Origin of the sequence: Pseudoalteromonas luteoviolacea (assembly GCF_021654285.1) — a bacterium.
Lineage (GTDB): Bacteria > Pseudomonadota > Gammaproteobacteria > Enterobacterales > Alteromonadaceae > Pseudoalteromonas > Pseudoalteromonas luteoviolacea_J.
The window spans coordinates 54082-80916 of sequence record NZ_JAKFZS010000023.1 but is presented as its reverse complement, the minus strand read 5'-3'; the positions used below and the strand labels follow the sequence as shown (position 1 = coordinate 80916).

25 protein-coding genes are annotated in these 26835 nt (G+C 43.2%); 16 read left to right on the top strand and 9 right to left on the bottom strand.

Annotation, left to right across the window (positions count from 1 at the left end):
- The first annotated feature begins 44 nt into the window (after positions 1-44).
- Complete coding sequence (mtnK, locus tag L1077_RS19630) at positions 45-1247, top strand: S-methyl-5-thioribose kinase (protein ID WP_237138614.1); 1203 nt, start codon at positions 45-47, stop codon at positions 1245-1247.
- A gap of 34 nt (positions 1248-1281) precedes the next feature.
- On the opposite strand, the gene L1077_RS19625 is transcribed toward mtnK, so the two are convergent.
- Positions 1282-3048: a DUF885 domain-containing protein gene (locus L1077_RS19625; RefSeq protein WP_440589553.1), complete on the bottom strand. Its 1767-nt coding sequence runs from the start codon at positions 3046-3048 to the stop codon at positions 1282-1284.
- 309 nt (positions 3049-3357) lie between these two features.
- Between L1077_RS19625 and L1077_RS19620 the strand changes: the two genes are divergently transcribed.
- From L1077_RS19620 to hemB, 11 genes are all read left to right on the top strand, one after another.
- Positions 3358-4365: a GGDEF domain-containing protein gene (locus L1077_RS19620; RefSeq protein WP_237138613.1), complete on the top strand. Its 1008-nt coding sequence runs from the start codon at positions 3358-3360 to the stop codon at positions 4363-4365.
- Positions 4366-4471: 106 nt separating this feature from the next.
- Positions 4472-5227, top strand: a complete 756-nt coding sequence (ubiE, locus tag L1077_RS19615; RefSeq protein WP_237138612.1) for a bifunctional demethylmenaquinone methyltransferase/2-methoxy-6-polyprenyl-1,4-benzoquinol methylase UbiE — start codon at positions 4472-4474, stop codon at positions 5225-5227.
- A gap of 20 nt (positions 5228-5247) precedes the next feature.
- A complete protein-coding gene (locus L1077_RS19610; RefSeq protein WP_237138611.1) occupies positions 5248-5847 on the top strand; it encodes a ubiquinone biosynthesis accessory factor UbiJ in 600 nt (199 codons plus the stop codon).
- 16 nt (positions 5848-5863) lie between these two features.
- Positions 5864-7477 (top strand): ubiquinone biosynthesis regulatory protein kinase UbiB, encoded by a 1614-nt coding sequence (ubiB, locus tag L1077_RS19605; protein WP_237138610.1) that lies wholly within the window; start codon positions 5864-5866, stop codon positions 7475-7477.
- 63 nt (positions 7478-7540) lie between these two features.
- On the top strand, positions 7541-7777 hold the full coding sequence (tatA, locus tag L1077_RS19600) for a Sec-independent protein translocase subunit TatA (protein ID WP_237138609.1): 237 nt from the start codon (positions 7541-7543) through the stop codon (positions 7775-7777).
- A gap of 5 nt (positions 7778-7782) precedes the next feature.
- A complete protein-coding gene (gene tatB, locus L1077_RS19595; RefSeq protein ID WP_237138608.1) occupies positions 7783-8100 on the top strand; it encodes a Sec-independent protein translocase protein TatB in 318 nt (105 codons plus the stop codon).
- A gap of 25 nt (positions 8101-8125) precedes the next feature.
- Entirely contained in the window at positions 8126-8872 is a 747-nt protein-coding gene (gene tatC, locus L1077_RS19590) for a twin-arginine translocase subunit TatC (RefSeq protein ID WP_237138607.1), read from the top strand.
- On the top strand, positions 8865-9350 hold the full coding sequence (locus tag L1077_RS19585) for a type VI secretion system-associated protein TagO (protein ID WP_237138606.1): 486 nt from the start codon (positions 8865-8867) through the stop codon (positions 9348-9350). Before tatC ends, L1077_RS19585 begins: the two co-directional genes overlap by 8 nt.
- Positions 9351-10142, top strand: a complete 792-nt coding sequence (locus L1077_RS19580; RefSeq protein ID WP_237138605.1) for a TatD family hydrolase — start codon at positions 9351-9353, stop codon at positions 10140-10142. It abuts the gene before it with no gap.
- The gene (locus tag L1077_RS19575) at positions 10142-12016 is read left to right on the top strand and encodes a diguanylate cyclase (RefSeq protein ID WP_237138604.1); all 1875 of its coding nucleotides are present in this window, start codon (positions 10142-10144) and stop codon (positions 12014-12016) included. Before L1077_RS19580 ends, L1077_RS19575 begins: the two co-directional genes overlap by 1 nt.
- Positions 12017-12026: 10 nt before the next feature.
- The gene (hemB, locus tag L1077_RS19570; protein WP_237138603.1) at positions 12027-13037 is read left to right on the top strand and encodes a porphobilinogen synthase; all 1011 of its coding nucleotides are present in this window, start codon (positions 12027-12029) and stop codon (positions 13035-13037) included.
- A 63-nt stretch (positions 13038-13100) separates the two neighbouring features.
- Here hemB and L1077_RS19565 read toward each other — a convergent pair whose 3' ends face one another.
- From L1077_RS19565 to L1077_RS19550, 4 genes are all read right to left on the bottom strand, one after another.
- A complete protein-coding gene (locus tag L1077_RS19565) occupies positions 13101-13526 on the bottom strand; it encodes a hypothetical protein (protein WP_237138602.1) in 426 nt (141 codons plus the stop codon).
- Positions 13527-13922: 396 nt separating this feature from the next.
- On the bottom strand, positions 13923-16010 hold the full coding sequence (gene fusA, locus L1077_RS19560; RefSeq protein WP_046354275.1) for an elongation factor G: 2088 nt from the start codon (positions 16008-16010) through the stop codon (positions 13923-13925).
- 162 nt (positions 16011-16172) lie between these two features.
- Positions 16173-16961, bottom strand: coding sequence for a TIGR00266 family protein (locus tag L1077_RS19555; protein ID WP_063366227.1), 789 nt, complete (start codon positions 16959-16961; stop codon positions 16173-16175).
- A gap of 117 nt (positions 16962-17078) precedes the next feature.
- A complete protein-coding gene (locus tag L1077_RS19550) occupies positions 17079-18380 on the bottom strand; it encodes a GntP family permease (RefSeq protein WP_237138601.1) in 1302 nt (433 codons plus the stop codon).
- A 1292-nt stretch (positions 18381-19672) separates the two neighbouring features.
- Between L1077_RS19550 and L1077_RS19545 the strand changes: the two genes are divergently transcribed.
- Complete coding sequence (locus L1077_RS19545) at positions 19673-21082, top strand: sensor domain-containing diguanylate cyclase (protein ID WP_237138600.1); 1410 nt, start codon at positions 19673-19675, stop codon at positions 21080-21082.
- A gap of 4 nt (positions 21083-21086) precedes the next feature.
- On the opposite strand, the gene ylqF is transcribed toward L1077_RS19545, so the two are convergent.
- Complete coding sequence (gene ylqF, locus L1077_RS19540; RefSeq protein ID WP_046354279.1) at positions 21087-22031, bottom strand: ribosome biogenesis GTPase YlqF; 945 nt, start codon at positions 22029-22031, stop codon at positions 21087-21089.
- Between the two features lie 103 nt (positions 22032-22134).
- Here ylqF and L1077_RS19535 point away from each other — a divergent pair, with 103 nt between their 5' ends.
- Together L1077_RS19535 and L1077_RS19530 are read left to right on the top strand one after the other, a co-directional pair.
- Entirely contained in the window at positions 22135-22671 is a 537-nt protein-coding gene (locus L1077_RS19535; RefSeq protein ID WP_237138599.1) for a YaeQ family protein, read from the top strand.
- Positions 22672-22679: 8 nt separating this feature from the next.
- Positions 22680-23285, top strand: coding sequence for a lipase family alpha/beta hydrolase (locus L1077_RS19530; RefSeq protein ID WP_237138598.1), 606 nt, complete (start codon positions 22680-22682; stop codon positions 23283-23285).
- A 1-nt stretch (position 23286) separates the two neighbouring features.
- On the opposite strand, the gene L1077_RS19525 is transcribed toward L1077_RS19530, so the two are convergent.
- Positions 23287-23496, bottom strand: coding sequence for a hypothetical protein (locus L1077_RS19525; RefSeq protein ID WP_039611328.1), 210 nt, complete (start codon positions 23494-23496; stop codon positions 23287-23289).
- A gap of 353 nt (positions 23497-23849) precedes the next feature.
- Between L1077_RS19525 and L1077_RS19520 the strand changes: the two genes are divergently transcribed.
- Positions 23850-24317: a Dps family protein gene (locus tag L1077_RS19520; RefSeq protein ID WP_237138597.1), complete on the top strand. Its 468-nt coding sequence runs from the start codon at positions 23850-23852 to the stop codon at positions 24315-24317.
- On the opposite strand, the gene L1077_RS19515 is transcribed toward L1077_RS19520, so the two are convergent.
- Both L1077_RS19515 and L1077_RS19510 read right to left on the bottom strand, forming a co-directional pair.
- Positions 24314-24715, bottom strand: coding sequence for a hypothetical protein (locus L1077_RS19515; RefSeq protein ID WP_237138596.1), 402 nt, complete (start codon positions 24713-24715; stop codon positions 24314-24316). The two genes, L1077_RS19520 and L1077_RS19515, sit on opposite strands and share 4 nt — an antisense overlap.
- 45 nt (positions 24716-24760) lie before the next feature.
- The gene (locus L1077_RS19510) at positions 24761-26827 is read right to left on the bottom strand and encodes a S9 family peptidase (protein ID WP_237138595.1); all 2067 of its coding nucleotides are present in this window, start codon (positions 26825-26827) and stop codon (positions 24761-24763) included.
- Positions 26828-26835 lie beyond the last annotated feature (8 nt).

Sequence of the window (26835 nt, the reverse complement as noted above, 5' to 3'; positions counted from 1 at the left end):
AAATATAGAATGCTAAAAGTTACTTTAATTTTTGGTGAATAACAGTGAGCAAATACGTTGCCTTTAATAACGACACGGCCTTAAGTTACGTCCAAGAACTGGGGCAATTTTTTCCAGCTAATGCAGAATTATCTTGCTATGAGTTTGGGGATGGTAATCTCAATTTAGTCTTCCGAGTTAAAGATACAGAAAAGCGCAGTGTTATTTTGAAGCAAGCACTGCCGTATGCTCGCTGTGTCGGTGAAAGTTGGCCACTGACATTGGACAGAGCCAGAATTGAAGCCAGCGTATTGAAAAAGCATGGTGATGTTTGCCCTGAGCACACCGCGCAAGTTTTACATCATAATAGTGAGCTCGCTGTCACCATATTGGAAGACTTGGGTGATATGGCGATTTTACGAGGTGAGCTGAATCAAGGGAACACGTTCAAATACCTGGGTACGCACGTCGCAACTTACTTGGCAAAAACCAGCTTTTTCTACTCAGACTTTTATTTATCTGCTGCAGAAAAAAAGGCATTGGTACAAGAGTTCACCAACCCTGAACTGTGCTCCATCACTGAAGACTTATTTTTCGATGACCCTTATCGAGCACATGAACGTAATCACTACCCAGCGGCATTAGAAGAGCAAGTATCTCTGCTGAGAGACAATACCGCCTTGTTAATTCACGTTGCGCAATTGAAAAGTAAGTTCTTTTCATCACCACAAACCCTACTGCACGGCGACGTCCATACTGGCAGCCTATTTGTGTCACCAACAGAGACTAAATTTATCGACCCTGAATTTGGCTTTTTCGGTCCAATTGGCTTCGATTTAGGCTCTTTTATCGGTAATTTACTACTCAACTATTGTGCTCAAAATGGCCGTGTTTCAGAAATCCCCAAACGACGTGATTTACATTCTTATTTATTACACACGATTTCCACCTGCCTACAAGCTTTCGAGCAGCAGTGGTTAACACTGGCCAGCACACAGACCCGCGATTTAGCGCTTCAAGCACCCGGCTATGCCGAACAATTTTTACAAGCGGTGCTGCAAGATACAATGGGATATTGCGGTACTGAACTGATCCGTCGCACCATCGGATTGGCACATGTGGCAGATATTGATGAGATTGAAGATGATGCAAAGCGCTTAGCTGTACAGAAGCAAACGTTGCTTCTTGGCGAGCAACTGATTTTAAATGCCAAAAGTTGCCACTCAACCGATGACTTTTATCAGCTGATTATCAGCTTTGTGCACTAATTAAAAAGGCCGCTTTATAGCGGCCTCTGTTATTTTACTTTTGCTTTTGCGCTTGTTCGATATATTGCGCGATTTGCGCTTCAAGTACAAATAGCGGAACAGATCCATTTTTCAGTATCTGGTGGTGAAATTCACGAATATTAAACTGCTCACCCAGCGCCTGCTCAGCTTCTACACGCAAGCGTCGGATTGTCAGCTCACCAATCTTGTATGACAGCGCTTGACCAGGCCAAGAAATGTATCGATCAGTTTCTGTTTTAACGTTGTGTAGAGACAATGCTGTATTATCTTGCATAAATTGCATCGCCTGATCGCGACTCCAACCAAACATATGCATACCTGTGTCCACAACTAAACGCGCTGCACGCCACATTTCATAAGTAAGTCGACCGAAATTACTATATGGGTCTTGGTAAAAACCAGCTTCCAGACCTAAATATTCAGCATATAACCCCCACCCTTCGCCAAATGCTGAGATATATTCATTGCGATACTCAGGTAAATGTGTGAACTCGTCATTTATGGCAATTTGTAAATGATGACCCGGCACCCCTTCGTGCAAGGTCAATGCCTCTAAAACATAGAGAGGCCTTTTATCAAGCGCATAAGTATTTACCCAATAATAGCCAGGATCTGTCTCTTTGGATGGCGGTAAGTATCTTCCAGTGGTGTACTTAGGTGCGATACTATCAGGCACTGGGGCTACGCCATAAGGGACTCTAGGTAAAGTAGACACATAAAAGAACTGTGGTAGCTTAGCGTCCATCTTCTTGGCGATAAATGATGCCTCTTTGAGCAACTCTTCAGGTGTCTTTGCATAAAACTGCGGATCGGTACGCAAAAATTCGACGAACTCAGCAAAAGTACCTTCAAAGCCTACCTGTTCGATGATGGTGTTCATCTCACTACGAATACGCGCCACCTCCTGCAAACCTAATTCATGGATTTGCTTAGGCGTCATATCGGTTGTCGTGAAATGCTTGGCACGATTGATATAAAATGCTTCACCATTGGGTGTACTTGACCAAGCAATGTCTTTTTTTGCCGCTGGTCGGTATTCATTGACGAAAAAATCTAAGTAACTTTGATAAGCTGGGTGAGCATAATTGGCTATCGCTTGCTTAGCTTGTTGCTGAAGCTTGCTAAAAGCATCATCTGATATGCCCGCCTGATTCGTCTTAAACGGTGCATAAAATGGCGAACGCTCAACATCATCAATGGCGATATACGCCTCTATCGATGATTCGAACCCCTGCAGTACAACTTGCGGTTGGGTCAACCCAATTGCCATGCCCTTTCGCATCCAGTCCATCTGCTGCGAAAAATATCGTGGTAGCTGCTTAATCTGAGCTATCAATTGTTGATAACCCTGCTGTGTAGAAAAGTCATGCTCACGGATTTTAAATGACATGTCTGTATGGAATCCAGATTCCGACAACAGTGGTACATAATGATGTTTGAAATGATATTTATCGACTTTATTCTGTACTTGAGCACGCAAAATTGCGAAGTTAATTTGATTCTCTGCGCTTAATTGTGTTGTGTCTATCGCATCAAACTTATCCAGTAGTGCTAAACGGCGCTGATTTTCGCGTGCTAAGTGCGCTGGAGACATATCAGGCAACAAAAATAGCGCGTCTAGTGACTTGGTATGATTGGTGCTAATATCGGCACGAAAGGTCATCACTTTTTTAGACAACGCCACAAAGGCCTGATCGGGATTATTCTGGGTCATCTGGCACGCAGACAAACTGAGTACCAAAGCAATGGCACTAATAGGTTTAAAAACGGCGTTCAACACTGAGGTTCCTTAACTTTCGCTGGGGTATGCACCTTAACGAAGGCACTTGTCTATATGCAAGTATAATCGACCAAACATCATGCAAATGCGATCATCGATACGACACCACATATTCAAAGGACAAAGTTGTCGATAAATTCGCCTAATAGAATAAATTGGGTAACTTTTTACCATTAAAAGGGCAAATTTTACTTTCAAAAAGTCACGATTACGATTAATGTAGCGGGGCTTCAAATAGGATGAAATCATGACTTGTGCCAAAGGACGTTAAGGCTTCAAGATTAACTTTAATGTGTGGTAAAGAAGTAGATGACGTTCCATGATCCAATGGCAATAGCCCAAGAAAAAATGACCAAGGTTTGTCATTTTCTGGAACTGCACGCACTGCCCCCTACACCATTAAATTATCAAGTCGCTTATACTTTCATCAGTCGGACTAACGACGCATTAACGACACGTTTAGAAAGAGATCTTCGTAGTAATGTTGCCATTGACACCGTCTACATTGAGCAACTGTACTTTGAGTTTATCTACACAGAACATCAAGAAGAGCTAGCGGTATTAAAAGAAGTCGACAATGTCATCGATGAATTATCTGCGTCCTCCTCACGCTCGCACCATAGCATCACAAAATTCACGCAGAGTATTCGTAAATGCCACAGTGAGTTAGACTCGCAAGATATTGCCAAAAGCAAAAAGGCGCTTGGTGAACTAACTCAGCAAACAGAGCGCTATATAGAGCAACAACAGCGCTTTAAGCAAAGCTTACAAAAAGCCAGAGCCAGCCAAAGTCAGCAGTATATGGTGCTCAATAAAATACGAAAGCAACGTTTGATTGATCCCCACACAGGTCTTTACAAAAGACACTACCTAAATCAAAAAACTCAGCTTTGGTTAGATCAGGAAAAGATGTTGTGTGCAATTTCCATTCAAGTAGATAACCTCAGTGATTTTAGTGAACGATTCGGTGACATGATTGGCGAGACCGTTTTGCAACGGGTTGCGCATAAGATCAAAAAATATGTATTAGAAAGCGGTGTACCGGGTCGTACGGGCAAGCAGGAATTCACCATTTTACTGGCTGATATTGAACCTGAAACAGCCAAAGTTATCGCTGAAAAAATCCGTAAGGGCGTTGAAAAACTCAAATTCATTAGCAATAAAGGCAATGTACAATTTCCAGACATCCAACTGGCTATCGGTATTGCCAAAAGACAATCAGAACGAGATTTTAACGAATTAGCCAGCCAAGCTTCGTTTGCCGCGCAAAAGGCACATGCGTTAGGACGCGACTGTTATATTTCTGGCGCCCTATAAGCGCTTTTGTGCGATAAAATTTTACGATTAACGCGCACTATAAATTGCACCTAAGTGTCGCAATCAAGTACACTATACCCATCTAAACTGTGTCACCAAGGCCAACATGAAAGAAGAAAATCGCGATACCACCCACTTTGGTTATAAAACCGTAGAGTCCACTCAAAAAGAGTCTCTGGTTGCAGATGTTTTTCACTCTGTCGCAGCCAAATACGACATCATGAATGACTTTTTATCCTTTGGCATACATCGTCTTTGGAAACGTCAAACCGTAGCGTGTGCTGGGGTTCGAAAAGGTCATCGCGTATTGGATTTGGCAGGTGGTACAGGTGATCTGACAGCAAAGTTCAGCCAACTTGTTGGCGATACCGGTCAAGTGATCCTTGGCGATATCAATGATTCAATGCTGAAAGTTGGCCGCGATAAGCTACGTGACCTCGGTTTGGTTAATAACATTGAATACGTGCAAATGAACGCCCAAGCGTTGCCATTTCCAGATAACAGCTTAGATGTTATTACTATCGCATTTGGATTACGTAACGTCACAGACAAAGACGAAGCATTGCGTTCAATGTACCGAGTTCTAAAACCAGGTGGTCGATTGTTGGTGTTAGAATTCTCTAAAACGGATAACGAAGCGTTATCTAAACTTTATGACTTCTACTCATTTAATATTTTGCCAAACGTCGGCAAGTTTGTAGCGAATGACAGTGAATCTTACCGCTACTTAGCAGAATCAATCCGCATGCACCCAGACCAAGAAACTTTAAAGGGCATGATGGAAAACGCAGGGTTTGAGCAAACAAGCTATCAAAACTTCACTGGCGGCATTGTTGCGCTGCATAGAGGGTTCAAGTACTAACACAAGTAAAGGGTAAGTTTATGTGGGTATCTGTTTTAACGGCCGTCGCCGAGCAAGCTGTAAATCGTCTCTTAACTCTTGAGCCAAACCTTGCTGCAGATCTGCAAGGCGCTGCACATAAAGTACTGGCGCTCACATTGACTGATTTAAACTTATCCTGCGCACTTCACTATAATGGTGAATACTGCTTCGTATATGGCAACTATCATGATGATGCTGATTGCCACATCGCCACTTCTGTCGATTGCTTAGGTGAATTGAAAGACCCGAGTCAATTGACGAGATTGATCCGCAGTGGCAAATTGGATTTGGAGGGCGACCTTCACCTTGCACAGCTTTACAGCAAAGCATTTGGCAATTTAGATATCGATTGGGCTGAGCACTTATCCCGCTACCTTGGTGATGCTGGCGCTGAACACTTAGTGAGTAGCGTAAAAGCGTGTAACAACAAAGCCCAACAGCATAAAAAGTCATATCAGCAAGTCATGACTCAACTGTGTCAAGATGAGCTCAACGTCACCATTCACCCTCTGGAGCTACAGCAGTTTAAAACACAAACCAGAGCCCTTTCATCGCAATTGGCTGCGCTAGAACAACGCATTAATGCACTAACAGACTGACTTTAAGGAGCAGGAATTGTCCATCGCTCGCCTATATCATATTGGTAAAACATTTCTAAACTATGGCCTAGATGAACTGCTGCCTCAGCATTTGCAACCTTGGTACGCTAAGTACCTTCGCAAGAGCTTATTTTGGCTGCCTAATAAACACCAAGATAAGTCTGAAGGCGCGCGTTTACGTCTGGCATTACAAGCTTTAGGACCAGTGTGGGTTAAATTCGGCCAAATGTTATCTACTCGACGTGACCTATTACCTCATGATATGGCACAAGAGCTGGCACAGCTACAAGACAATGTCGCGTCATTTGACGGCGAAAAAGCACAGCGGCTTATCGAGCTCGCACTAGAGCTTGAACATATTAGCGACTTATTCGAGCATTTTGAGCAACAACCTCTGGCTTCCGCCTCCATCGCTCAAGTTCATACAGCGCAGCTGCAAACTGAACAGGGCTTAAAAGACGTAGTTGTGAAAGTGATTCGTCCGGACATAGAAAAGCAAATCCTCGCAGATCTGTCCTTAATGGAGCAATTTGCCAAAGTACTTGCAGGCTTGGTGAGCGAAAGCCGTCGTTTAAGGCCTGTTGAGGTCGTACGCGAATATCGCAAAACCTTGCTTGATGAGCTCGATTTAATGCGAGAAGGCGCCAACGCTATCCAGTTAAGACGCAACTTTGAAGGATCTGAAGCCTTATATATTCCAGAAGTCTATAGCGATTACTCAAGACAAAACGTGTTAGTGATGGAGCGCATCTACGGTATCCCGGTATCTGATACTGAGACATTAGAAGCGCAAGGCACTGATATGAAACTACTTGCAGAGCGAGGCGTGGAAGTCTTCTTCACGCAAGTATTCAGAGACAGCTTTTTCCATGCTGACATGCACCCTGGCAATATTTTTGTCTCCTATGAACACCCTGAAAACCCACAATATATCGGCATTGACTGCGGTATCGTTGGTACTTTAAATCGCGAAGATAAAAGATATTTAGCTGAAAACTTTATTGCTTTTTTCAATCGTGATTATCGCCAAGTGGCCCAGCTTCATGTTGACTCTGGTTGGGTGCCAGCAGACACCTGTGTGGAAGAGTTTGAGTTTGCAATTCGCACTGTGTGCGAGCCGATTTTTAATAAGCCACTGGCAGAAATTTCATTTGGACACGTTTTGGTCAATCTGTTTAATACAGCAAGGCGTTTCAATATGGAAGTGCAACCTCAGTTGGTGCTGTTACAAAAAACCCTGCTATACGTTGAAGGATTGGGTCGTCAACTCTATCCGCAACTCGACCTTTGGCAAACCGCAAAACCCTTCTTAGAACATTGGGTGCAAGAGCAAGTTGGCCCCCTCGCCGTGGCCAAAAAGTTATACCAAAATCTACCTTTTTGGGCTGAAAAAATGCCCGAATTACCTGACTTAGTTTATCAAAGCTTGAAGCGTCAGCATCATCAAGTACCGGCACCGCAATCTGCGATAAGTAAGCAAACAATACAAAGCGTTTTGTTGGGCATGGCTGCATCCACTTTTGCGATCATTGCGGGTCTATGTTTTATCGCTGAATTAAATGGTGCAAGCCTAGGTAGTGCGCTTTTTGCAAGCTTGCTATTTATTTGTGCATGGCGTAAAACAGGGTGATATTTTATACGCGCGGCGTATAATCAAATCAGTAATTACAAATAAGACGCAAACGGAGTCGTTATGGGATTAGGTGGTATCAGTATTTGGCAACTATTAATTGTTCTTGCAATCATTGTATTGCTTTTTGGCACTAAAAAGTTGCGTGGTATGGGTGGAGACCTAGGTAACGCCGTTAAAGGGTTTAAAAAAGCCATGTCTGACGATGAAAAAACAGAGGCAGACAAGCCAAAAGACGCCATTCAAAATCAAACCCAAAGCAAATCTACCAGCACTGAAACTGATAAAGAAAAGGTTTAATTTACATGGGCATGTGGGAGCTCGTCGTCATATTAATTGTCGGCTTAATCGTATTAGGTCCAGAGCGTTTACCGGTGGCTATACGAACGGTTAGTCGCTGGATCCGAACCGTGAAGTCTGTTGCTAATTCGGTGAAGGCTGAAGTGAATGAAGAGCTCAGAGTACATGAGTTGCACACTAATCTTAAAAAAGCTGAGCAACAAAACATGAATAACTTAGCCCCCGAGCTGCAAGAGTCCGTGGATGAGTTGAAAAAAGCGGCCGAGTCTGTTCGTCATAGCTATCAAACGGATGCCACGGACACACATTCGAAAAAAGACTAATCCCTCAGAAGTAACAGGAACACCCATGTCAGAATCGGACAACAGTGGTTTTATAGGTCACCTAATTGAACTCAGAGATCGCCTCATTAAAGCCCTCTTAAGCGTCTTGGTGATCTTTCTATCCTTGGTCTACTTTGCCAACGATATCTATGCATTTGTCGCAAACCCGTTAGTTTTAAGTTTGCCAGAAAATGCCACCATGATAGCCACAGATGTCACTGCACCTTTTTTTGCACCGTTTAAACTGACCCTCTTTGTCTCTTTGTTTTTAGCGATCCCTTTTATATTACATCAGTTTTGGGGCTTTTTAGCACCCGGCTTGTACCAACATGAAAAGCGCATGCTCATGCCCATACTCCTATCTAGTGTGGTGTTGTTTTATGCCGGTATCGCATTTTGCTATTTCGTGGTTATGCCAATTATTTTGGGGTTTTTTACCGCGGTTGGCCCAGCTATGATGACTTTATCTCCGGATATCAGCAGCTATTTAGCCTTTATCCTCAAATTATTTTTCGCTTTTGGCGTCGCTTTTGAGATCCCGGTCGCTATTATGCTACTGTGCTGGAGTGGCGTCACAACGACTCAAAGCTTAAAAGATAAACGTCCTTATATCGTAGTAGGTGTGTTCGTGGTGGCCATGTTTTTAACACCACCCGATGTGCTATCGCAAACCTTACTCGCTGTGCCCATGTTATTATTATTCGAAGTCGGCATCATCCTAGCGGGCATCTACAGCAAAAAGTCTGAACAACAGGAAATGAACAATGAATAAGTGGTTCACTGTACTTGCATTGGGTATCTCACTCTGTGCTCACGCCCAAAATGAAACGCTTGAACAGTTGGTTCAGTGTCAATCTATTGCATCCGACACTAAGCGCTTGCAATGCTATGACCAAGCGACTACCAAACTTCAATCTAAGCAGCCAGTGGCTACCATATCAGCCGCACCAGGTGCAAAAAGCATATTGAGTAAAGAGCAAAAACAAGCACGCTTTGGCATCGAGAATAAAACCACTCAAAACGAGCAACGTGTTGACAATATTGAAGCTACAATAGTAAAGCTGACCAAGTCAGCACATGGCGTTCGTACCTTTGAACTCTCAAATACACAAGTATGGAAACAAATTGGCAGTGATGCATTTTTTGCAAAGCAGGACGATACAGTCACCATAAAACGCGGCTCATTTAACTCATTTTTAATGAGCAAGTTGGGCTCAAATCGAACAATTCGCGTAAAAAGAATAAAGTAAATGCATACAATGATTGATGCTGGTGTCAACTTAACCAGCTCACAATTTGATAAAGACAGGGCTGATATTGTCACAAGGGCCAGAGCACAGCATATCAGCAATATGTTATTGATTGGCTGTGACCTTGCTTCGAGTGAACAAAGCCTTGCTCTAGCAAATACTCATCAGCTAGTCAGCACTGCGGGTATACACCCTCATGATGCAAAGGATGCGCCAGATGATTTCATTGCGCACATCACTCAATTGGCCCAGTCACCTCGAGTTGTCGCTATTGGTGAATGCGGCTTAGATTTTAATCGTGACTTTTCGCCAAGAGATATTCAAGCCCATGTATGCAATGAGCTGTTTGCGCTCGCGCAACAGCTCGATATGCCAGCTTATATTCATGAGCGCGACGCACATGAACATATGAAATCCTTGTTATCTGAGCACCAAATCAAGGGCGTTTTACACTGCTTTACGGGCGATAAACAAGCACTTAAATTCTATCTCGATTACGGTTTGATGATTGGCATTACTGGGTGGGTATGTGATGAAAGACGCGGCCAGCAACTGCGCGACTTAATCTCATACATTCCAAATGATAGACTGCTTATTGAAACGGATGCACCTTATTTACTGCCAAGAACACTTTCTCCAAAGCCTAAATCTAGACGCAATGAACCGGCCTATTTGTCAGCGGTTGTCGCGCAAATAGCCGAATTGAAAAACACAGATTTTGAAACCATTGCAATGCATAGCTCTGATAATTTCAATACGCTCTTCATGGCGAATCAATCGAGTTATTACTGATGAAATTATGGTTACTGTTCGCACTGATATTAAATTCTTTTCCGGCAGTTGCCAGCATCTTCGTTGATGCAAACTCAAATACCCATGTTTTTAAACTGCCTGCGCAGTTTAGACATCAAGCTTCACTGCCATTTAGCTATACAGTAGCTCCACAGGATGCACTTCAAGATTTGCTCAGTAGCAATACCACTTGGCATTACCATGATTCTGGCGCACTTAATTTAGGTGAAGTAGACCAACAAGTTTGGATAAAAGTTGTATTACGAAACAATAACTTAATTGAGATCCCACTTTTACTCAGTGTGAATAACAACCTGCTGGATAGTATTACAGCCTACATAATGCAACCAGATCATGCCATATTAACGCTCGATTTGGGTGATAGTCGCCCACTCATGCAGCGCCCCATAAAACATGAGGCTCAACTCATCCCATTAGAGTTACCAGGCAAACGACAAACCACGCTTTATTTAAAAGTGAAGCACCATGGCGCACTCAATATTCCTCTTAGCCTTTGGCATCCTGTGGAATATTTAAAATACAAAAGTAAATTTAACCTTATCTATGGCATTCTAGCTGGCTTTTTGCTGGCAATGATAGCGACCAACTTTACTATGTATAGCTTCACGCGGCGCAAATATTTCCTCCATGGCACCCTACTCATGACGAGCGTCTGGTTACTATTGGTTCACTTATATGGTTTTGGATACAGGTATCTCTATGCAGACTGGCAATGGATGCAACAGTATGGTCAAAGTATTCTGGTATTACTATCAACTTTAGCCATGACCCCAATTATACGCAGTCAAATTTTACCCATAAGTAGCGCTCCAAGTATTGAGAGTGGCCTAAGGTACCTGCTATTAAGCGGCTTTGGTATTACCCTGCTTTGTACATTTTTACCTATTACGCTGGCCCTCAAAACTGCATACATTTTTGCCATACTCGCGGTAATTTACTTTTTTGTGATCACTGTCAAAGCATCACCACAAAAGCTCCGTAAGAAGATCCCCACACTTACGGTCCACCTATGTTTAATGATATCTTTGTGCTATCAGTTTGGTTTTGAGCTTGGTTTGCTATCAGGCGCGTTGCTCGAACGCCCAGTGACTTATATTTGCTCCTTATTTGTCTGTGCATATATTAGTTATGCGCTTGCCAAGCAGTACATCTCGGAGCGTGAATGTCACATCAAGACACAAGAACAAAAATTAGCAAAAACACGCGCTGAAGATGCGCTGCTCAAAGAAAAGTTAAGCATTCAAGAACAAGCCCAGCAGGACTTAGAAAGCAGCATTGATGAGCGCACCTTTGAATTACAAGTAACCTTACGCGAGTTAGAAGAAAAAAATCGCGAGCTTGAGCGATTAAACATGGAAGACCCACTTACCAAAGTGAAAAACCGTCGCTATTTTGATAAACGTCTCATGATGGAAGTCAGACGCTCTCGTAGGGAGCAAACCACACTCAGCGTGATCATGCTAGATATAGACCATTTCAAGCGCGTTAATGATGTCTTCGGCCATTTAGCAGGTGACCAAACCATATGTGCCTTTGCTAATACAATTAGCCAGCATTTAAAACGTCCCCATGATGAAGTATTTCGTTATGGCGGCGAGGAGTTTGTTATTTTACTGCCCAATACAGATGCTCATGGTGCTCTAGAGCTTGCAGAAAAAATTCGTCTCGCAACAGCATCATGTACAGTCAATATCGCAGATCAGAATATTCAATTCACGACCAGTGCTGGTCTATATAGCGCTATAGCCAAAGATACGCACAACCCAACGTTATTTACCGACTTCGCCGATAAAGCACTGTATGAAGCAAAGCAAAGTGGGCGAAATCAAGTTTGTATTTATCAACATACCTAGGAGACTTAATGTGGCTCAATCAGGACTAGATCTTTTTCCTTATACACGCATGCGTCGTATGCGTCGTGACGACTTTTCCCGTCGTCTTATGTGTGAAAACACATTGACTGTCGCTGATCTAATTTATCCTGTGTTTGTTTTAGAGGGCACAAACTGTCGTGAACCCATCCCCTCAATGCCGGGGATTGAAAGGCTTTCAATTGACTTATTGGTAGAAGAAGCAAAGCAACTTGCTGCTTTAGGGGTTCCTGCTATCGCCATCTTCCCTGTCACACCAGCAGATCAAAAGTCATTGATGGCTGAAGAAGCTTATAACCCTGAAGGGCTTGCACAACGTACTGTAAGAGCGCTTAAGGCAGCCTGTCCAGATTTAGGTGTAATAACAGATGTTGCGCTAGACCCTTTCACTGTTCATGGGCAGGATGGGATCATTGATGAAAGTGGTTATGTGATGAATGAGATCACAACAGAAATCCTCATAAAGCAAGCGTTATCACATGCCGATGCAGGTGCCGATGTGGTTGCACCTTCAGATATGATGGATGGACGTATTGGCGCTATTCGCGAAGCCTTAGAAGCTGCTGGGCATATTCATACTCGCATCATGGCATATTCTGCAAAATATGCGTCAAGTTATTATGGGCCTTTTAGAGATGCCGTTGGTTCAGCGGGTAACCTCAAAGGCGCAGATAAAAAGACTTACCAAATGGATCCTGCCAATTCAGACGAAGCAATACGAGAAGTCGCTTTAGATTTGCAAGAAGGGGCGGATATGGTCATGGTAAAGCCAGGCATGCCGTATCTAGATGTAGTTAGACGCGTAAAAGATGAGTTTGGCGTTCCAACTTTTGCTTATCAAGTCAGTGGTGAATATGCCATGCATAAAGCCGCAATCGACAACGGTTGGCTGGCAGAAAAACCTATTGTCATGGAATCACTATTGGCATTTAAACGTGCAGGGGCGGATGGTATTTTGACCTACTTTGCTAAGCAGGTCGCATTATGGCTCAATGAGAAATAGCTATAATATAAAGCAAATAATGCCCTTTTTGACTCAAAAGCGCCATATGGCGCTTTTATGCTTTTATGCTTTTACTTGAGAGTGTGTCAGGCCAATCACAGGGCAGGTGAATAATTTAGCTGCTTTTTGTATTTCTTCAAAGCTTACTAACCAGTAAGGGAATGATACCTGCTTATTTGTTTTTAACTCTACAGTGACAACATACACATTCAGTACTTTAGTCGCTTTTAAGGCCGCTATTTCATCACCATGCAAGTAGTGTGTGTTCAACCCATTGTGATGGCTAAAACCCGCTTTATCTATATGCACGTATTTTTTACCGAAAATGCCCGCAATGAGAGAAAGCATAGTGAATGCAGCCCCAAGAACAACGAGTACCTTAGCAACTGTCACAAACCCTAAGTTCAATAACACCACATAGAGTAAAACAAGCAAAACAAGCTGTATTGAATATAAATACCAGTTAATTTGTAAGTTGATTGTCTTCATGAGTACCTCCAAATTTTACTCAAATTACCTACTTTAGGATTACGAATTAGATATGATAAATTCGCAGTGTTCCTAAATCAAGTTCACTCTCTGGTTTTTTCAACAATCAAGATTTCATACGCATGGCGAATACCTCAAACCATAATTACATTAGATAATTTTGCTGAATAAAAAGGGTGTTATATTAATGAATTAGATAAAAAAGCGGTAACAACTGGATAAATAACAACCCGAAAGGATGGGAAATGGCCTTATACAATTATTTACATTTTAAAGATAAAAAGATTCATAAAATGCACTTTTCACTTCTTGTAGTAGCCGTATTTGAGCACATTTATTGGAGCACATAAAAAAACCGCCCTAAGGCGGTTTTTTTAAAAGAAAGGAGTTAGCTAATTACTTAGCAGCTTTCTTTTCTTTCTCAGCAGCGATTACCGCGTCAGCAACGTTTTGCGGACATGGTGCATAGTGAGAGAATTCCATTGAGAACTGACCACGACCAGACGTGATAGTACGTAGGTGACCAATGTATCCGAACATTTCAGATAGAGGTACTTCACCCTTGATACGAACGCCCATTGCGCCAGCTTCTTGGTCTTTGATCATACCACGACGACGGTTAAGGTCACCGATTACGTCACCTACGTTGTCATCTGGCGTGAACACGTCAACTTTCATGATTGGCTCAAGAAGTTGTGCACCCGCTTTAGGGATAGACTGACGGAAAGCGCCTTTAGCAGCGATTTCGAAAGCGATTGCTGATGAGTCAACTGCGTGGAAACCACCGTCGAATAGCTCAACTTCAACGTCTAGTACAGGGAAGCCAGCTAGAACACCTTCTTCCATCATTGACTTGAAGCCTTTCTCAACTGCAGGCCAGAATTCTTTAGGTACGTTACCACCAACAACTGAAGATGAGAACGTGAAACCAGAACCAACTTCACCTGGCTTGATACGGTAGTCGATCTTACCGAACTGACCAGAACCACCAGACTGCTTCTTGTGCGTGTAGCTGTCTTCAACTTCTTGCGTGATAGTTTCACGGTAAGCAACCTGAGGCTGACCAACAACTAGCTCAACGCCGTAAGTACGCTTAAGGATGTCTACCTTGATGTCTAGGTGAAGTTCACCCATGCCTTTAAGGATAGTTTCACCTGAATCTTCGTCAGTCTCAACCTGGAATGACGGATCTTCTGCAACCATCTTACCGATAGCGATACCCATCTTCTCGTTACCACCTTTATCTTTAGGTGCAACAGCGATAGAGATTACCGGATCAGGGAAGATCATCGCTTCTAGAGTACATTCGTGCTTAGGATCACATAGCGTGTGACCAGTTTGAACGTTCTTCATACCTACAACTGCGATGATGTCACCAGCTTGTGCTTCAGTAAGTTCGTTACGCTCGTCTGCTTGCATCTCAACCATACGGCCGATACGCTCAGTTTTACCAGTTGCAGAGTTAAGGATCGTGTCACCTTTCTTCATGCGACCAGCGTAGATACGGATGAACGTAAGTGCACCGAAACGGTCGTCCATGATTTTGAACGCAAGCGCTTTAAGTGGCTCTTCTGCGTCAACTGTCGCAACGTCACCAGTAGGCTCACCAGTTTCAGGATCAGTTAGAGGCTGAGGATCAACTTCTGTTGGAGACGGTAGGTAATCAACAACTGCGTCTAGTACTAGCTGCATACCTTTGTTTTTGAATGCAGAACCACAGAAAGTTGGGAAGAAAGCAAGGTCACGTGTACCTTTACGGATACAAGCTTTGATTTGCTCTAGTGAAGGAGTTTCACCTTCCATGTATGCTTCCATTAGGTCGTCGTCTTGCTCAACAGCAGACTCAACTAGCATCTCATGGTACTCTTCAACTTTCTCAACCATGTCAGCTGGAACGTCAGTGATTTCGTAGTTTTCTGGAAGGCCAGTCTCGTCCCAGATGTATGCTTTTTTCGTTAGAACGTCAACAACACCTGTGAACTGATCTTCGATACCGATAGGAAGAGTCATAACTAGTGGGTTTGCGCCAAGTACTTTCTCTACTTGACCTACTACGCGGTAGAAGTCAGCACCCATACGGTCTAGTTTGTTTACGAAGATACAACGTGCAACTTCTGATTCGTTCGCATAACGCCAGTTAGTTTCTGACTGAGGCTCAACACCACCAGAACCACAGAATACACCGATACCGCCGTCAAGAACTTTAAGTGAACGGTATACTTCAACTGTGAAGTCAACGTGTCCAGGAGTATCGATAACGTTTAAACGGTGGCCTTTCCACTCACAAGTAACAGCTGCTGACTGGATAGTAATACCACGCTCTGCTTCCTGTTCCATGAAGTCAGTAGTTGACTCACCATCGTGTACTTCACCAGTTTTGTGAATCTTACCAGTAAGCTTAAGAATACGCTCAGTGGTCGTAGTTTTACCCGCATCAACGTGCGCGAAAATACCAATGTTTCTGTATTTCGATAAATCTGCCATTGTTTTACTCTATTTAAAGTAGAAAAATTATTCGGCGGGAGTATATCACCTCTTTAGGCGAACATCATCCTTGAAGTCGATTAAAATGCAGCCAATTTGCAATTAAAACGCATTCGCTGCGATATTGCATTGTTGAACTGCATTAAATAAGCCATTTTAGCCTTAATCACCATCAATGATATCGCCAACACTGCCTAATACAGAGCCTTCGCCCTGTCTGCTTCCGCCCTGTTTTGGTGCGTGCTCAAGCACACGATCCGCTAATCTAGAGAATGGTAAACTTTGGATCCACACCGTACCGTGGCCTTTTAGCGTCGCTAAAAAGAGTCCTTCACCGCCAAAAAACATACTTTTCAAGCCTTTCACCCGCTCAATATCAAATTCGATGCCTTCGCTGAACCCAACTACACAGCCGGTATCAACGCGCAGTGTTTCACCATTCAGTTGCTTTTCAACCACAGTGCCGCCTGCATGGGCAAATGCCATTCCATCGCCCTGTAAGTGCTCTAATATGAACCCCTCTCCACCAAAAAAGCCCGCGCCAAGTTTGCGCTGAAATGCAATATCCACTTTGGTGCCCAGTGCTGCACATAAAAATGAATCTTTTTGTAAGTAAACAGATTGGCCTAACGTCGCCATATCTAACGCCAAAATAGAACCCGGAAAAGGCGCTGCAAATGCCACGCGCTTTTTACCCATACCTTCATTGGTGAAGTGCGTCATAAACAACGACTCACCACTAATTAAACGCTTACCTGCACTGAATAATTTGCCCATAAAGCCTTGATCTACATCAGAGCCGTCACCCATTTTTGCCTCAAAACTAATGCCATCTTGCATGTAGTTCATCGCGCCGGCTTCAGCAATAACCGTTTCATTGGGGTCCAACTCCACTTCAACCATCTGCATAGATTCGCCAATGATTTCGTAATCAATTTCATGACAATGCATATTTTATTCTCCTTTTATGTGCCCAAATTACTGTGTCTTCACAGCCTTTTTGTCTGTCAAAGTTAGTACAATGCAATGAATTTTGCATGACAACTGCTTATCCATTGACATCTTCAGTTAAAACCAAATAAATAACCCCAAGATCAAAGCAACCCCTAATAAAGGTACGCATACCGTCAATACTGCCAATGGCCAATAAGCATCTTGGTGTTTCTCGCCACAAATCGCCCGAACCGTTGTCACGACATAACCATTGTGTGGCAAGGTGTCCAGTGCACCCGAGCTAATCGCGACAACACGATGTAACTGATTTTCATCGACCCCTAAATCTAAATAATGAGGTGCGACCAAAGGTAGCGCAATTGCTTGCCCACCAGAAGCTGATCCCGTCAATGCAGCGATGACGCTCACCGCGATTGCCGCGCCAAGCAATTCATTGCCCGGAATGGAGGTCATTAAGGCCACAGCCTCTTGAAACGCAGGCGTGCCTTTAGCAACGGCACCAAAACCGACCACTGCCGCTGTATTACCGATTGCCACTAATGCCCCTGTTGTACCGAGATTAATTGCCTGAGATAAACTTTTAAAGTACTTAAAATTAATGACAAAAATAGACACGACACCACCTAGCAAGGCGACAATTAAAGCACTTTGTTGAAGCTGTTGGTGTAACAGAAATGACAAACTCAGTACCACAAGTAGGGGTAAGAGGCCTGTGATTGGGTGGGGTAAATGGCGCTTATCCTCGATGGGGTCATCCGCTCTCGCTTCAAAAGACTCGCCATTATCGACAGCCTTTTTAATCATTTTAACGAGTAAAAAATAGCCCAAGGCTGCCATAAATATGGCGACAATCAAGCTTTCTTGCCATGCAGCATAGGGACTAGTCCCTAAATATTTTATCGGGATCCAGTTTTGTATTTCAGGGGAGCCCGCCGAGGTCATGGTAAATGTCACAGAGCCAAAAGCCAGAACAGCAGGGATAAAACGCCGGGGAAGATCCGCATCCTTAAATAAACTCAGCGCCATCGGATAAACAGAAAACGCCACAATAAAAACACTCACCCCGCCATAAGTAAGTAAAGCACACGCAAATACAATGGCGAATACAGCATGCTTCATTCCTATTTTATCGGTAATATAGCGCGCTATGGCATCTGCAGCGCCCGTATCTTCCATAAATTTGCCAAACAACGAACCCAGCAAAAACATAAAAAACCAAGCTTGAATAAATCCGCTGAATCCGGACATATAAATTGAAACAAAGTTACCGTCATTGATGCCATTAAATATTGCGATATCACTACTAAGTGCGACCAATAGCGCACATAACGGCGCAGCAATAAACAGATTCATCCCTCTTAAAGTCAGCCAAATCAATGCTGCCAATGCACCGATCAACCCCACTGTACTGACCATTAACCCACCTCTTTTGTTATTTTTATGTAACTGTTATACGCCGAAAAGATCAGGAAATAAAGTGTCTTAGCACACTCAAAAGTGGGAGGTAAGCAGGCCTTGGTCAACGACAGCGATGAATACAGCAAAATTAAATGAGAATTATTTTCAAATAAGTATTGACACTGAGCCAGATGTTATTGATAATCAATCTCAACAAAGTAAGTGACGGTTTATTTTGTTGAAGTACTCTAATTTTGTTTCTCGACCCTGAAACACGTTGAGCGAACGTTACACGCTAGGTAATAACGCGTTGTTTTACGCCCCTAAAACAACTTGTAAAAACCGACTATTTTACTTGCTACATTGCTCATATCAGTGACGGTAGATATGAACACAAAAGCCCGCTTGACCCGCGGGCTTTTCTATTTTTACTACCTGCTAAATACTCACTTACCTCACCAATTAAGATGATGGTCTTCGAAAAAGCCTGAACAAATTAATGTTTACAACTCACAAAAAGTGTAAATGAGAATTGTTTCTACAAAAGTATTGACATAGATCAAAATACAATTGATAATCAATCTCAACAAGTCGAGTAGACGGCTCAACTTGTTAAGTACGCTAAATTGTTTCAAGACCCTGAAACACGTGCTGCACACGTAAAAATGCAAGGTTGCATGTGCTTTATCTTAACGCCCCTTAAATAAAGCACACTCAACCCACTTACTATTTTACTTGCTACATTGCTCATATCGGTGACGGTAGATATGATCAGAAAAGGCCCGCAATAGCGGGCTTTTTTATTGCCCCGATGTATCACCACTCATTTTGGAGCTGCATTCCCACAAAATATATCTGTACAAACGAATGCCATACACTCGCTATATCAACGACATCAATGCACGTTAATCACTGCAAAACCCACCAACAAAACTAAATGAGAATTATTTTCAAATAAGTGTTGACACCCACCCAGATCTAATTGATAATCAATCTCAACAAAGACGGATAAACACACTTTGTTGACGTACTCAGATTTTGTTTCTCGACCCCGAAACACGTGTGGCGCACGCAAACAGCTTCTGGTTGTCAGTGATGAACATTAACGCCCCTTAACGCGATTCACTAACAACCAACTTACTATTTTACTTGCTACATTGCTCATATCGGTGACGGTAGATATGAACCTAAAAGGCCCTTACAGGGCCTTTTTTATTGCGACTAGCAAAGCAGTTGTAATCAAGTGTAATGGTTTACCTATGTACCTACTTGATAAACTCTGACTCCTTTTTATTTCGAACAACAGTGCAATGACCCAAACACGCTACCGCTATAACTTCATCTTAACGGTGCTGCTCCTAGCAGGCTTCATTTTTACCAGCTGGTTTAGTTTGATCATTGCTAAGCAATCGTTATTTCGCGGTATCGAAAATGACGCACTTCCCCTCACCAGCCACTTAATTCATACCGATCTGCAAAAGCAGCTGCAAGCACCCATTATTATCTCATCGCAAATGGCCAACAACACCTTTTTGCATGCCTGGTTGGCCCAGTCTGAAAAAGACACCGCATTCTTATTTGAATATCTCAGACAGACACGCAGTGATTTTGATGCGGTCACCAGTTTTCTCGCCACCAGTCATGACAAAACCTATTATCGCTATGATGGTAGTACCACGATGTTAATCAAGCAGGATACCTGGTACCAAGATACCCTAGACAACGATGCTTTATATACGCTCAATGTTGACTTAGACCCAAGAGATGACCACCAAGCAACCATCTTTGTCAATCACAAAATCATGGTTAACAATCAAGTAAAGGGCGTCACTGGGGTTGGTATCAAGCTAGATCATCTAAAACGTCTCATCGATAAGTATCAACATACTTACGACCGCAAAGTCTATTTTATTGATCATAAAGGCCGCTTATTGTTTTATAACGACGCTACCTTCGCAGACTACTCGTTAAGCGACAAGTTTGGTCAACATGGTACGAAATTATTAGACAACCAAACCTATAAATTGCGCTTAGAGCAAGACGATAAAACTTTGTTTATTAACTCTCGCTATTTGGCCCACTTTGGTTGGTATCTCATTGTTGAGCAATCACTTGACCAAAATAACTCCTTATCGGAAAGCCTCTACATCAATTTGTTGATGGGTGTTGTGATCACTGGCGTCATCTTATTTAGCGCTCAGCTCACCTTTAACCACTACCAAAAGCGACTCGAAAAGATGGCGACATTTGATAAGCTAACAAACACCTACAATCGACAAGCATTTGAACCTAGGCTGCAATCTGAGCTACAAAAAGCACGCAACCAATTCAAGCCACTGGTGATGATGATGTTAGACATTGACCACTTCAAGCAAGTGAATGACAAACACGGACATCTGGTCGGTGATAAAGTCCTTAAGCATGTTGCACATATTTGTAAATCAGTCGTCAAAAATCACGGTTCAGTATGTCGCTGGGGTGGCGAAGAATTTGTTATTTTGCTCCCCAAAACAGAGCTCAATCAAGGCCATGAACTGGCAGAGCAGATCCACCAAGCGCTTAATGCCAGTGAGTGTGAAGTCAAAGTCACGGCCAGTATTGGCCTTGCACAATATCATATTGATGAATCTGAGGATGGATTATTGAAGCGCGCAGACGCTGCTTTATACAGCGCCAAAAGCACTGGACGCAATCGTTCAGTGCTTGCAAAAGCAGCCTAATGAATTAACGACGATTCTTTCGTGCGCGAGCGCGACGTTGACGCTTTTCTTCCTCGCGGGCTGCCTTTTTCGCTTCTGCAGCTGCACGGATCTCGGCAACCATTTGCTCTTCCTCTTCACGCATTTGCGGTGTTTCCATGGTTACATGGCCAAGCACCGCATCGCGTAGCTCGTTGATGAGGATCTCTGACATTTTATGGGTATCAACCTGATTACCACCACGGATACAGCCTCGTTTTCGCCCGGCCATTTCAATAAATGTCCAATCGCAATCTGGCAACTCATCAATTTTATAACGGCTTTTCAGTAGCTCAGGGTAAGCCTTCAACAAATATTCAGCGGTATAACTTGCCACTTCTTCATAGTTAATGGCTGTATCACGGATAGCACCCGTTGCGGCTAGACGATAGCCCGAGTTTTCATTTTCAACCTTTGGCCACAACATACCCGGCGTGTCATACAGCATGATACCGTCTTCTAAGCGAATGCGTTGCTGCGCCTTGGTTACCGCAGGCTCATTGCCTGTCTTAGCGACAATGCGACCAGCGAGTATATTGATAAGCGTTGATTTACCAACATTAGGAATCCCCATGATCATGGCTTTTAACTGCTTGTCTTGACCAACCTTGTGCGGCGCTAACTTTTTACACAGCGCATTAATGCGATGTACTTCAGCCGCCTTGTCATGACCAAATGATAAGGTTTTTACCCCATCCTCTTGCTCAAAATACGCCATCCAAGCTTTGGTCATCTCGGGATCTGCTAAATCCGCTTTGTTTAAGATTTTGATGACCGGCTTGTCACCGCGTAATTGCGCGACCATTGGGTTTTCACTGCTATACGGAATACGCGCATCAAGTACTTCAATAATGACATCCATCTGCGGCATGATCTCTTTGATCTCATTGCGCGCCTTATTCATATGTCCAGGAAACCATTGGATGGCCATAAAAATCTCTCCAAAACTAAAATCTGTGACTATTTTAACGTAAAACGCACCAGATAGATAAATCTTGATATACTGGGCCTTTAAAAACTCTCAGCATAATAACATGGCCCTAAAATCTACAATTCTAAAAGCACACCTAAATATCAGTGATATGGATAGGCATGTCTATACCGATAAGTCACTCACTTTGGCGCAGCACCCTTCTGAGAACGAACAGCGATTGATGGTGCGTCTACTTGCTTATATCTTGCAATACACTGAAGAGCTGAGCTTTACTAAAGGGCTATGTGTGGATGATGAGCCTGCCGCGTGGCAAAAAAATCTGACCGATGACATTGAGCTGTGGGTTGATGTTGGTTTGCCAGATGAAAAGCGCCTGAAAAAAGCAGCTGTGCGTTCGCAGCAAGTGGTCTTGTACACGTATGGTGAAAACACCCAAGAGATTTGGTGGAAGAAGAATCAGTCCGCTACCAATCAATATGATAATTTGCGTGTTTACAGCCTACCTTATTCAGCCACTTCACAAATGGTGGAACTATTCGCACGTTCAATGGATTTGACAGCGACTATCCAAGATGGCGAAATATGGCTCAGTGACTCACAGCACAGCGTGCAAATTGTGCCAACCCAGCTTAAATAAGGAAGCATATGAATATAAAGCGGATTGTCGTCCTTCACGGACTATATATGTCAGGGTTTGTGATGCAGCCGCTTTGTACTCGGTTAGAAAAAACCGGATGTGAAATTCTCAATTTAAGCTACAACACCTTGGCCCCCGACAGACAATCTATCTTCAGACAAATAGATGCATTTATCGCGGATAAGCCAACTGCGTTTGTGTGTCATTCTATGGGGGGGTTGGTCGCCAGAGATTATCTCACCCACGCTTCAGCACAAAGCCAACATGTTGAAAAAGTCATTACCCTTGGCACACCACACAAAGGCAGTGCCATCGCAAAACATATGCATGATAAAGGGTTTGATCGCTTATTGAAAAACAGTGTGGAATATTTACTGAGCGAGACCAACACATGGCCTTTTAATGCGCGTTTATATAGCATTGCGGGCGACTTACCGATTGGGTTAATGCCCTTATTGCAAAAAGGTAGCCGCTCGGACGGCACAGTGTTGCTCGATGAGACAAAACTAAAGGGCATGGCCGAGCATAAAGTGTTTCACCGCAGCCATACCACCTTAATTTATTCACGTAGCGTGATGGACTATATCATTGATGTGATCAGTCGCGATAAGTAAGTTATTTATCTGCCTTTTGCGCGACTTTATATGCGACCAAGGCAATGATACCCGTAATTAATGGCACCGGTGCTGCCAAGTAGCCAAAGCTGTCTGAGTTTGCATAACTAGCGCCTGCTAAATGCCCCACTAGCCCAACCACAAAAGCCACCAGCGCAATGACAACAACGGTAATTTCACCTTTGTGCTGTGATTCTGTTTTACCTTTCATAGAGCTCTCCTTAAAAATGAGCGCCCTAGAAATGGCCTAAAAAATAAAACAGGGCGCTTTGCTTTTTTATTATGGCCTTGCTGTCGGTATGAAAATTGACCTAAATCAAGCTGAAAAACCGCTTTATACATACACCTATTCACATTTGCGATGGATCAACAAAGCGCTGACTTTTTAGTCAAAGTGGCAAGCTTTAAGCAAGTACTAACGACTTTTTCGATGGCTATAATCGCTTTTAGTCGTTGGCCTTTATCACCTCCATCCGCCACACTGTACAACATACAAAGTCACACAATGACAAGCATTTAAACACGCCGCATCTGCTGCGGAAAAACATCATAAGGTAGCGAACAATGACAAATAGCATAGGGTTAGACAAACAGAAAAGTGAGCAACTGGTTGCAGCATTAAACGTGCTTTTAAGTAGCTACCAGATCCAATATATGAATGCGCGCAGCTTCCACTGGAACATCAAAGGGAGAGAGTTTTTTGAACTACACGTTAAATTTGAAGAAATTTACAACCAGCTATTACTCAAAGTGGACGAATTAGCAGAGCGTATCCTAACCATTGAAGGCATACCACTGCATGCATTTAGCGATTACCTCAACGCCAGTGAAATTACCGAAGCAAAAGATATTCAAAATGGTCCAGAAGCAGTCGCAACCCTACTTGCTGGCTTTACTCAACTTATTAAGTCGCAACGAACTATACTGGCGCAAGCCGCTGATGCCGAGGACGAAGGCACCGCGTCTCTCATGGGAGATTACATCACGGAGCAAGAAAAGTTAGTTTGGATGCTCAAGGCTTATTTAGGCTAATTCAACCATGAGGCAGCACCGCGATAGCTCGGATGCTGGCTCAGGTAGGCTGCCACATCAAGGTACATCTGTACCTTGATGTCACTCTCTGTCCACAACTCACAAATGAATTTTCGGGTTAGGGCATCAATGCCAATGTAGTCAATCTGACGATAACCACGCTGTTCCATGTCTTTACAGTAAGCTTTCAGTGCGGCAATGCTATCAGCAGTGGTCATTATAAACTGGCTGAGATTAACGACAGCACAGTGTAATTGACCAGGTTGATAGTCTTGCCAACGCGTACGTGCTTCTTGCACCAACGCAGCGACACCTTCGCTATTGAATGCACCCACTAGGTTTACAAAAACCGTCGGTGGAGTAATGTCTATTTGCCACTGTCCATGTACTGAAAACACACTGTCCCCCTAAAACCCAATACGCGAAGTCAATCACCAAATCAATTAGTCAGCCTGCTGCGGTAACAAAGAGATAAAAAAGGCCATTTCCAACGCTTTTTCATTCAGACTCTTAAACCTGCCAGACGCACCACCATGTCCAGAGTCCATGTCTGTTTTAAACACTAGTACGTTATCATCCGTTTTAAGCTCTCTGAGCTTAGCAACCCACTTCATAGGCTCCCAATATTGTACTTGTGAGTCATGCAGACCTGTTGTTACTAGTGTATTAGGGTAGTGCTTTGCGGCTAAATTGTCATAAGGCGAGTAAGACAAAATACTCTCATAGTCAGCCAAGTAATTTGGATTCCCCCACTCGTCATACTCATTGGTAGTGAGAGGAATAGACTCATCCAACATGGTGGTCAGTACATCTAAAAATGGCACATGACAACCAATTCCTAAATACAGTTCAGGCGCTTGGTTCATTACCGCGCCCATCAATAGGCCACCCGCACTGCCACCCGATGCAAAAATCTTATCTGCCGCACCATATTGCTGCTCGACTAATGCACGAGTGACATCCACAAAGTCGTTGAAGCTATTCTCTTTATGGGCTTTTTTACCATTTTCATACCATTGACGGCCCAGCATTTCTGACCCCCTGATATGAGCGATAACATAAACAAAGCCCCTATCTAACAAGCTCAAAGTCGTACTTGAGAAAGTTGGGTCAACAGTGTAGCCATACGCACCATAGCCATATTGTAATAATGGATTTGTGCCATCTTTATTAAACATCGACTTTCGATAAACTATAGAGACAGGGACTTTCTCGCCGTCACGTGCTGTAATATGTAAGCGCTCAGATGCATAATCCTGAGGTTTAAAATCCCCCAGCACTTTGACTTGTTTTTTCAAGGTTTTTTGGCCGGTTGCCAAATCACATTCATAGACACTGCTTGGCGTCGTCAAACTAGAGTAAGTGATGCGTACCGAGGTTGATTTTGGCTCTGGATTATAGCCAACCCCCGCATAATAACACTCGTCATCAAAGCCTAATTGGTAACTTGCACCCGTATAATCATGAATGACAAAACGGATTTGACCCATTTCTCGTTCAGTGATCACAAAGTGTGACTCAAATAACTCCAATCCCTCTAGCAGGACGTGTTCACGGTGCGCAATCAACTCTTCCCACTGACTAGGATCGTTCACCACGTCTAAGCCTGCTCGCACCATGCGAAAATTCTTTGCATCACTGTTAGTCAACAAATAATAGTGTTCGCCAAACTTATCAAGACCATATTCATGCCCTTCTTGTCGTGCTAACAAGCGCTTGAACTCGCCCATCGGTTGCTCAGCATCAAGATAAAGCACATCGCTCGTCTCTGTCGCAGACAAGTAAATATAAATTTGGCTCTCATCACGGCTTTTGCCAAGACCCATGTAGTATTGGCGGTCTTGCTCTTCATACACTAAGACATCGTCACTTTGCGGTGTACCAAGTACATGGCGGTAAACTTGGAATCCCAGCAAGGTTTGCAGATCTTTTTTCACATAAAAGACAGTGCGATTATCATTTGCCCAAACCACTTCGCCTTCAGTTTCAACCAAGCAATCTTCCAGCATTTGGCCAGTATTTAGATCTTTAAACTTTATCGTGTAAATTCTACGACCATCTGTGTCTTCACTGTATGCAAGTAGGTCATCATCTGGACTCACAGCCATATCGGCGAGTTCATAAAATTCGAATGCTTTGGCCAACTCATTCACATCGAGTAATAAAGTTTTGTCGTCCATCGCTTCATTCAAAGCACGATAATGACGACCATACTCTTCCTCTCCACTTACCTCATTGGTATACCAATAGCGGCCATCTTTTACTGGCACAGAAGAATCATCTTTGACGATACGCCCTTTCATTTCCTCAAATAGTGTTGCCTGCAAACCTTTATGCGGTTGCATTATCGCTTCACAATACTCATTTTCTGCTTTTAAGTGAGCTAATATCTCATCATTTTGACGCTCATCATCGCGCATCCAGTAATAGTTATCTGTCCTTTGATGCCCGTGTATTTCCATATCATGGGGTACTTTTTTTGCCACTGGCGGGGTAAGCGCTTTGGTCATATAGATGT

What these genes read in the sequence shown, in the direction of transcription:
- tatC (WP_237138607.1), top strand. Translation starts at nt 8,126, where the DNA reads ATGTCAGAATCGGACAACAGTGGTTTTATAGGTCACCTAATTGAACTC.
- L1077_RS19575 (WP_237138604.1), top strand. Translation starts at nt 10,142, where the DNA reads ATGAAATTATGGTTACTGTTCGCACTGATATTAAATTCTTTTCCGGCA.
- L1077_RS19555 (WP_063366227.1), bottom strand. Translation starts at nt 16,961, where the DNA reads ATGCATTGTCATGAAATTGATTACGAAATCATTGGCGAATCTATGCAG.
- L1077_RS19620 (WP_237138613.1), top strand. Translation starts at nt 3,358, where the DNA reads ATGACGTTCCATGATCCAATGGCAATAGCCCAAGAAAAAATGACCAAG.
- ylqF (WP_046354279.1), bottom strand. Translation starts at nt 22,031, where the DNA reads ATGGCCATCCAATGGTTTCCTGGACATATGAATAAGGCGCGCAATGAG.
- L1077_RS19580 (WP_237138605.1), top strand. Translation starts at nt 9,351, where the DNA reads ATGCATACAATGATTGATGCTGGTGTCAACTTAACCAGCTCACAATTT.
- L1077_RS19610 (WP_237138611.1), top strand. Translation starts at nt 5,248, where the DNA reads ATGTGGGTATCTGTTTTAACGGCCGTCGCCGAGCAAGCTGTAAATCGT.
- L1077_RS19585 (WP_237138606.1), top strand. Translation starts at nt 8,865, where the DNA reads ATGAATAAGTGGTTCACTGTACTTGCATTGGGTATCTCACTCTGTGCT.
- ubiE (WP_237138612.1), top strand. Translation starts at nt 4,472, where the DNA reads ATGAAAGAAGAAAATCGCGATACCACCCACTTTGGTTATAAAACCGTA.
- L1077_RS19520 (WP_237138597.1), top strand. Translation starts at nt 23,850, where the DNA reads ATGACAAATAGCATAGGGTTAGACAAACAGAAAAGTGAGCAACTGGTT.
- L1077_RS19550 (WP_237138601.1), bottom strand. Translation starts at nt 18,380, where the DNA reads ATGGTCAGTACAGTGGGGTTGATCGGTGCATTGGCAGCATTGATTTGG.
- tatB (WP_237138608.1), top strand. Translation starts at nt 7,783, where the DNA reads ATGGGCATGTGGGAGCTCGTCGTCATATTAATTGTCGGCTTAATCGTA.
- L1077_RS19510 (WP_237138595.1), bottom strand. Translation starts at nt 26,827, where the DNA reads ATGACCAAAGCGCTTACCCCGCCAGTGGCAAAAAAAGTACCCCATGAT.
- L1077_RS19530 (WP_237138598.1), top strand. Translation starts at nt 22,680, where the DNA reads ATGAATATAAAGCGGATTGTCGTCCTTCACGGACTATATATGTCAGGG.
- L1077_RS19535 (WP_237138599.1), top strand. Translation starts at nt 22,135, where the DNA reads ATGGCCCTAAAATCTACAATTCTAAAAGCACACCTAAATATCAGTGAT.
- fusA (WP_046354275.1), bottom strand. Translation starts at nt 16,010, where the DNA reads ATGGCAGATTTATCGAAATACAGAAACATTGGTATTTTCGCGCACGTT.
- L1077_RS19565 (WP_237138602.1), bottom strand. Translation starts at nt 13,526, where the DNA reads ATGAAGACAATCAACTTACAAATTAACTGGTATTTATATTCAATACAG.
- L1077_RS19545 (WP_237138600.1), top strand. Translation starts at nt 19,673, where the DNA reads ATGACCCAAACACGCTACCGCTATAACTTCATCTTAACGGTGCTGCTC.
- L1077_RS19525 (WP_039611328.1), bottom strand. Translation starts at nt 23,496, where the DNA reads ATGAAAGGTAAAACAGAATCACAGCACAAAGGTGAAATTACCGTTGTT.
- tatA (WP_237138609.1), top strand. Translation starts at nt 7,541, where the DNA reads ATGGGATTAGGTGGTATCAGTATTTGGCAACTATTAATTGTTCTTGCA.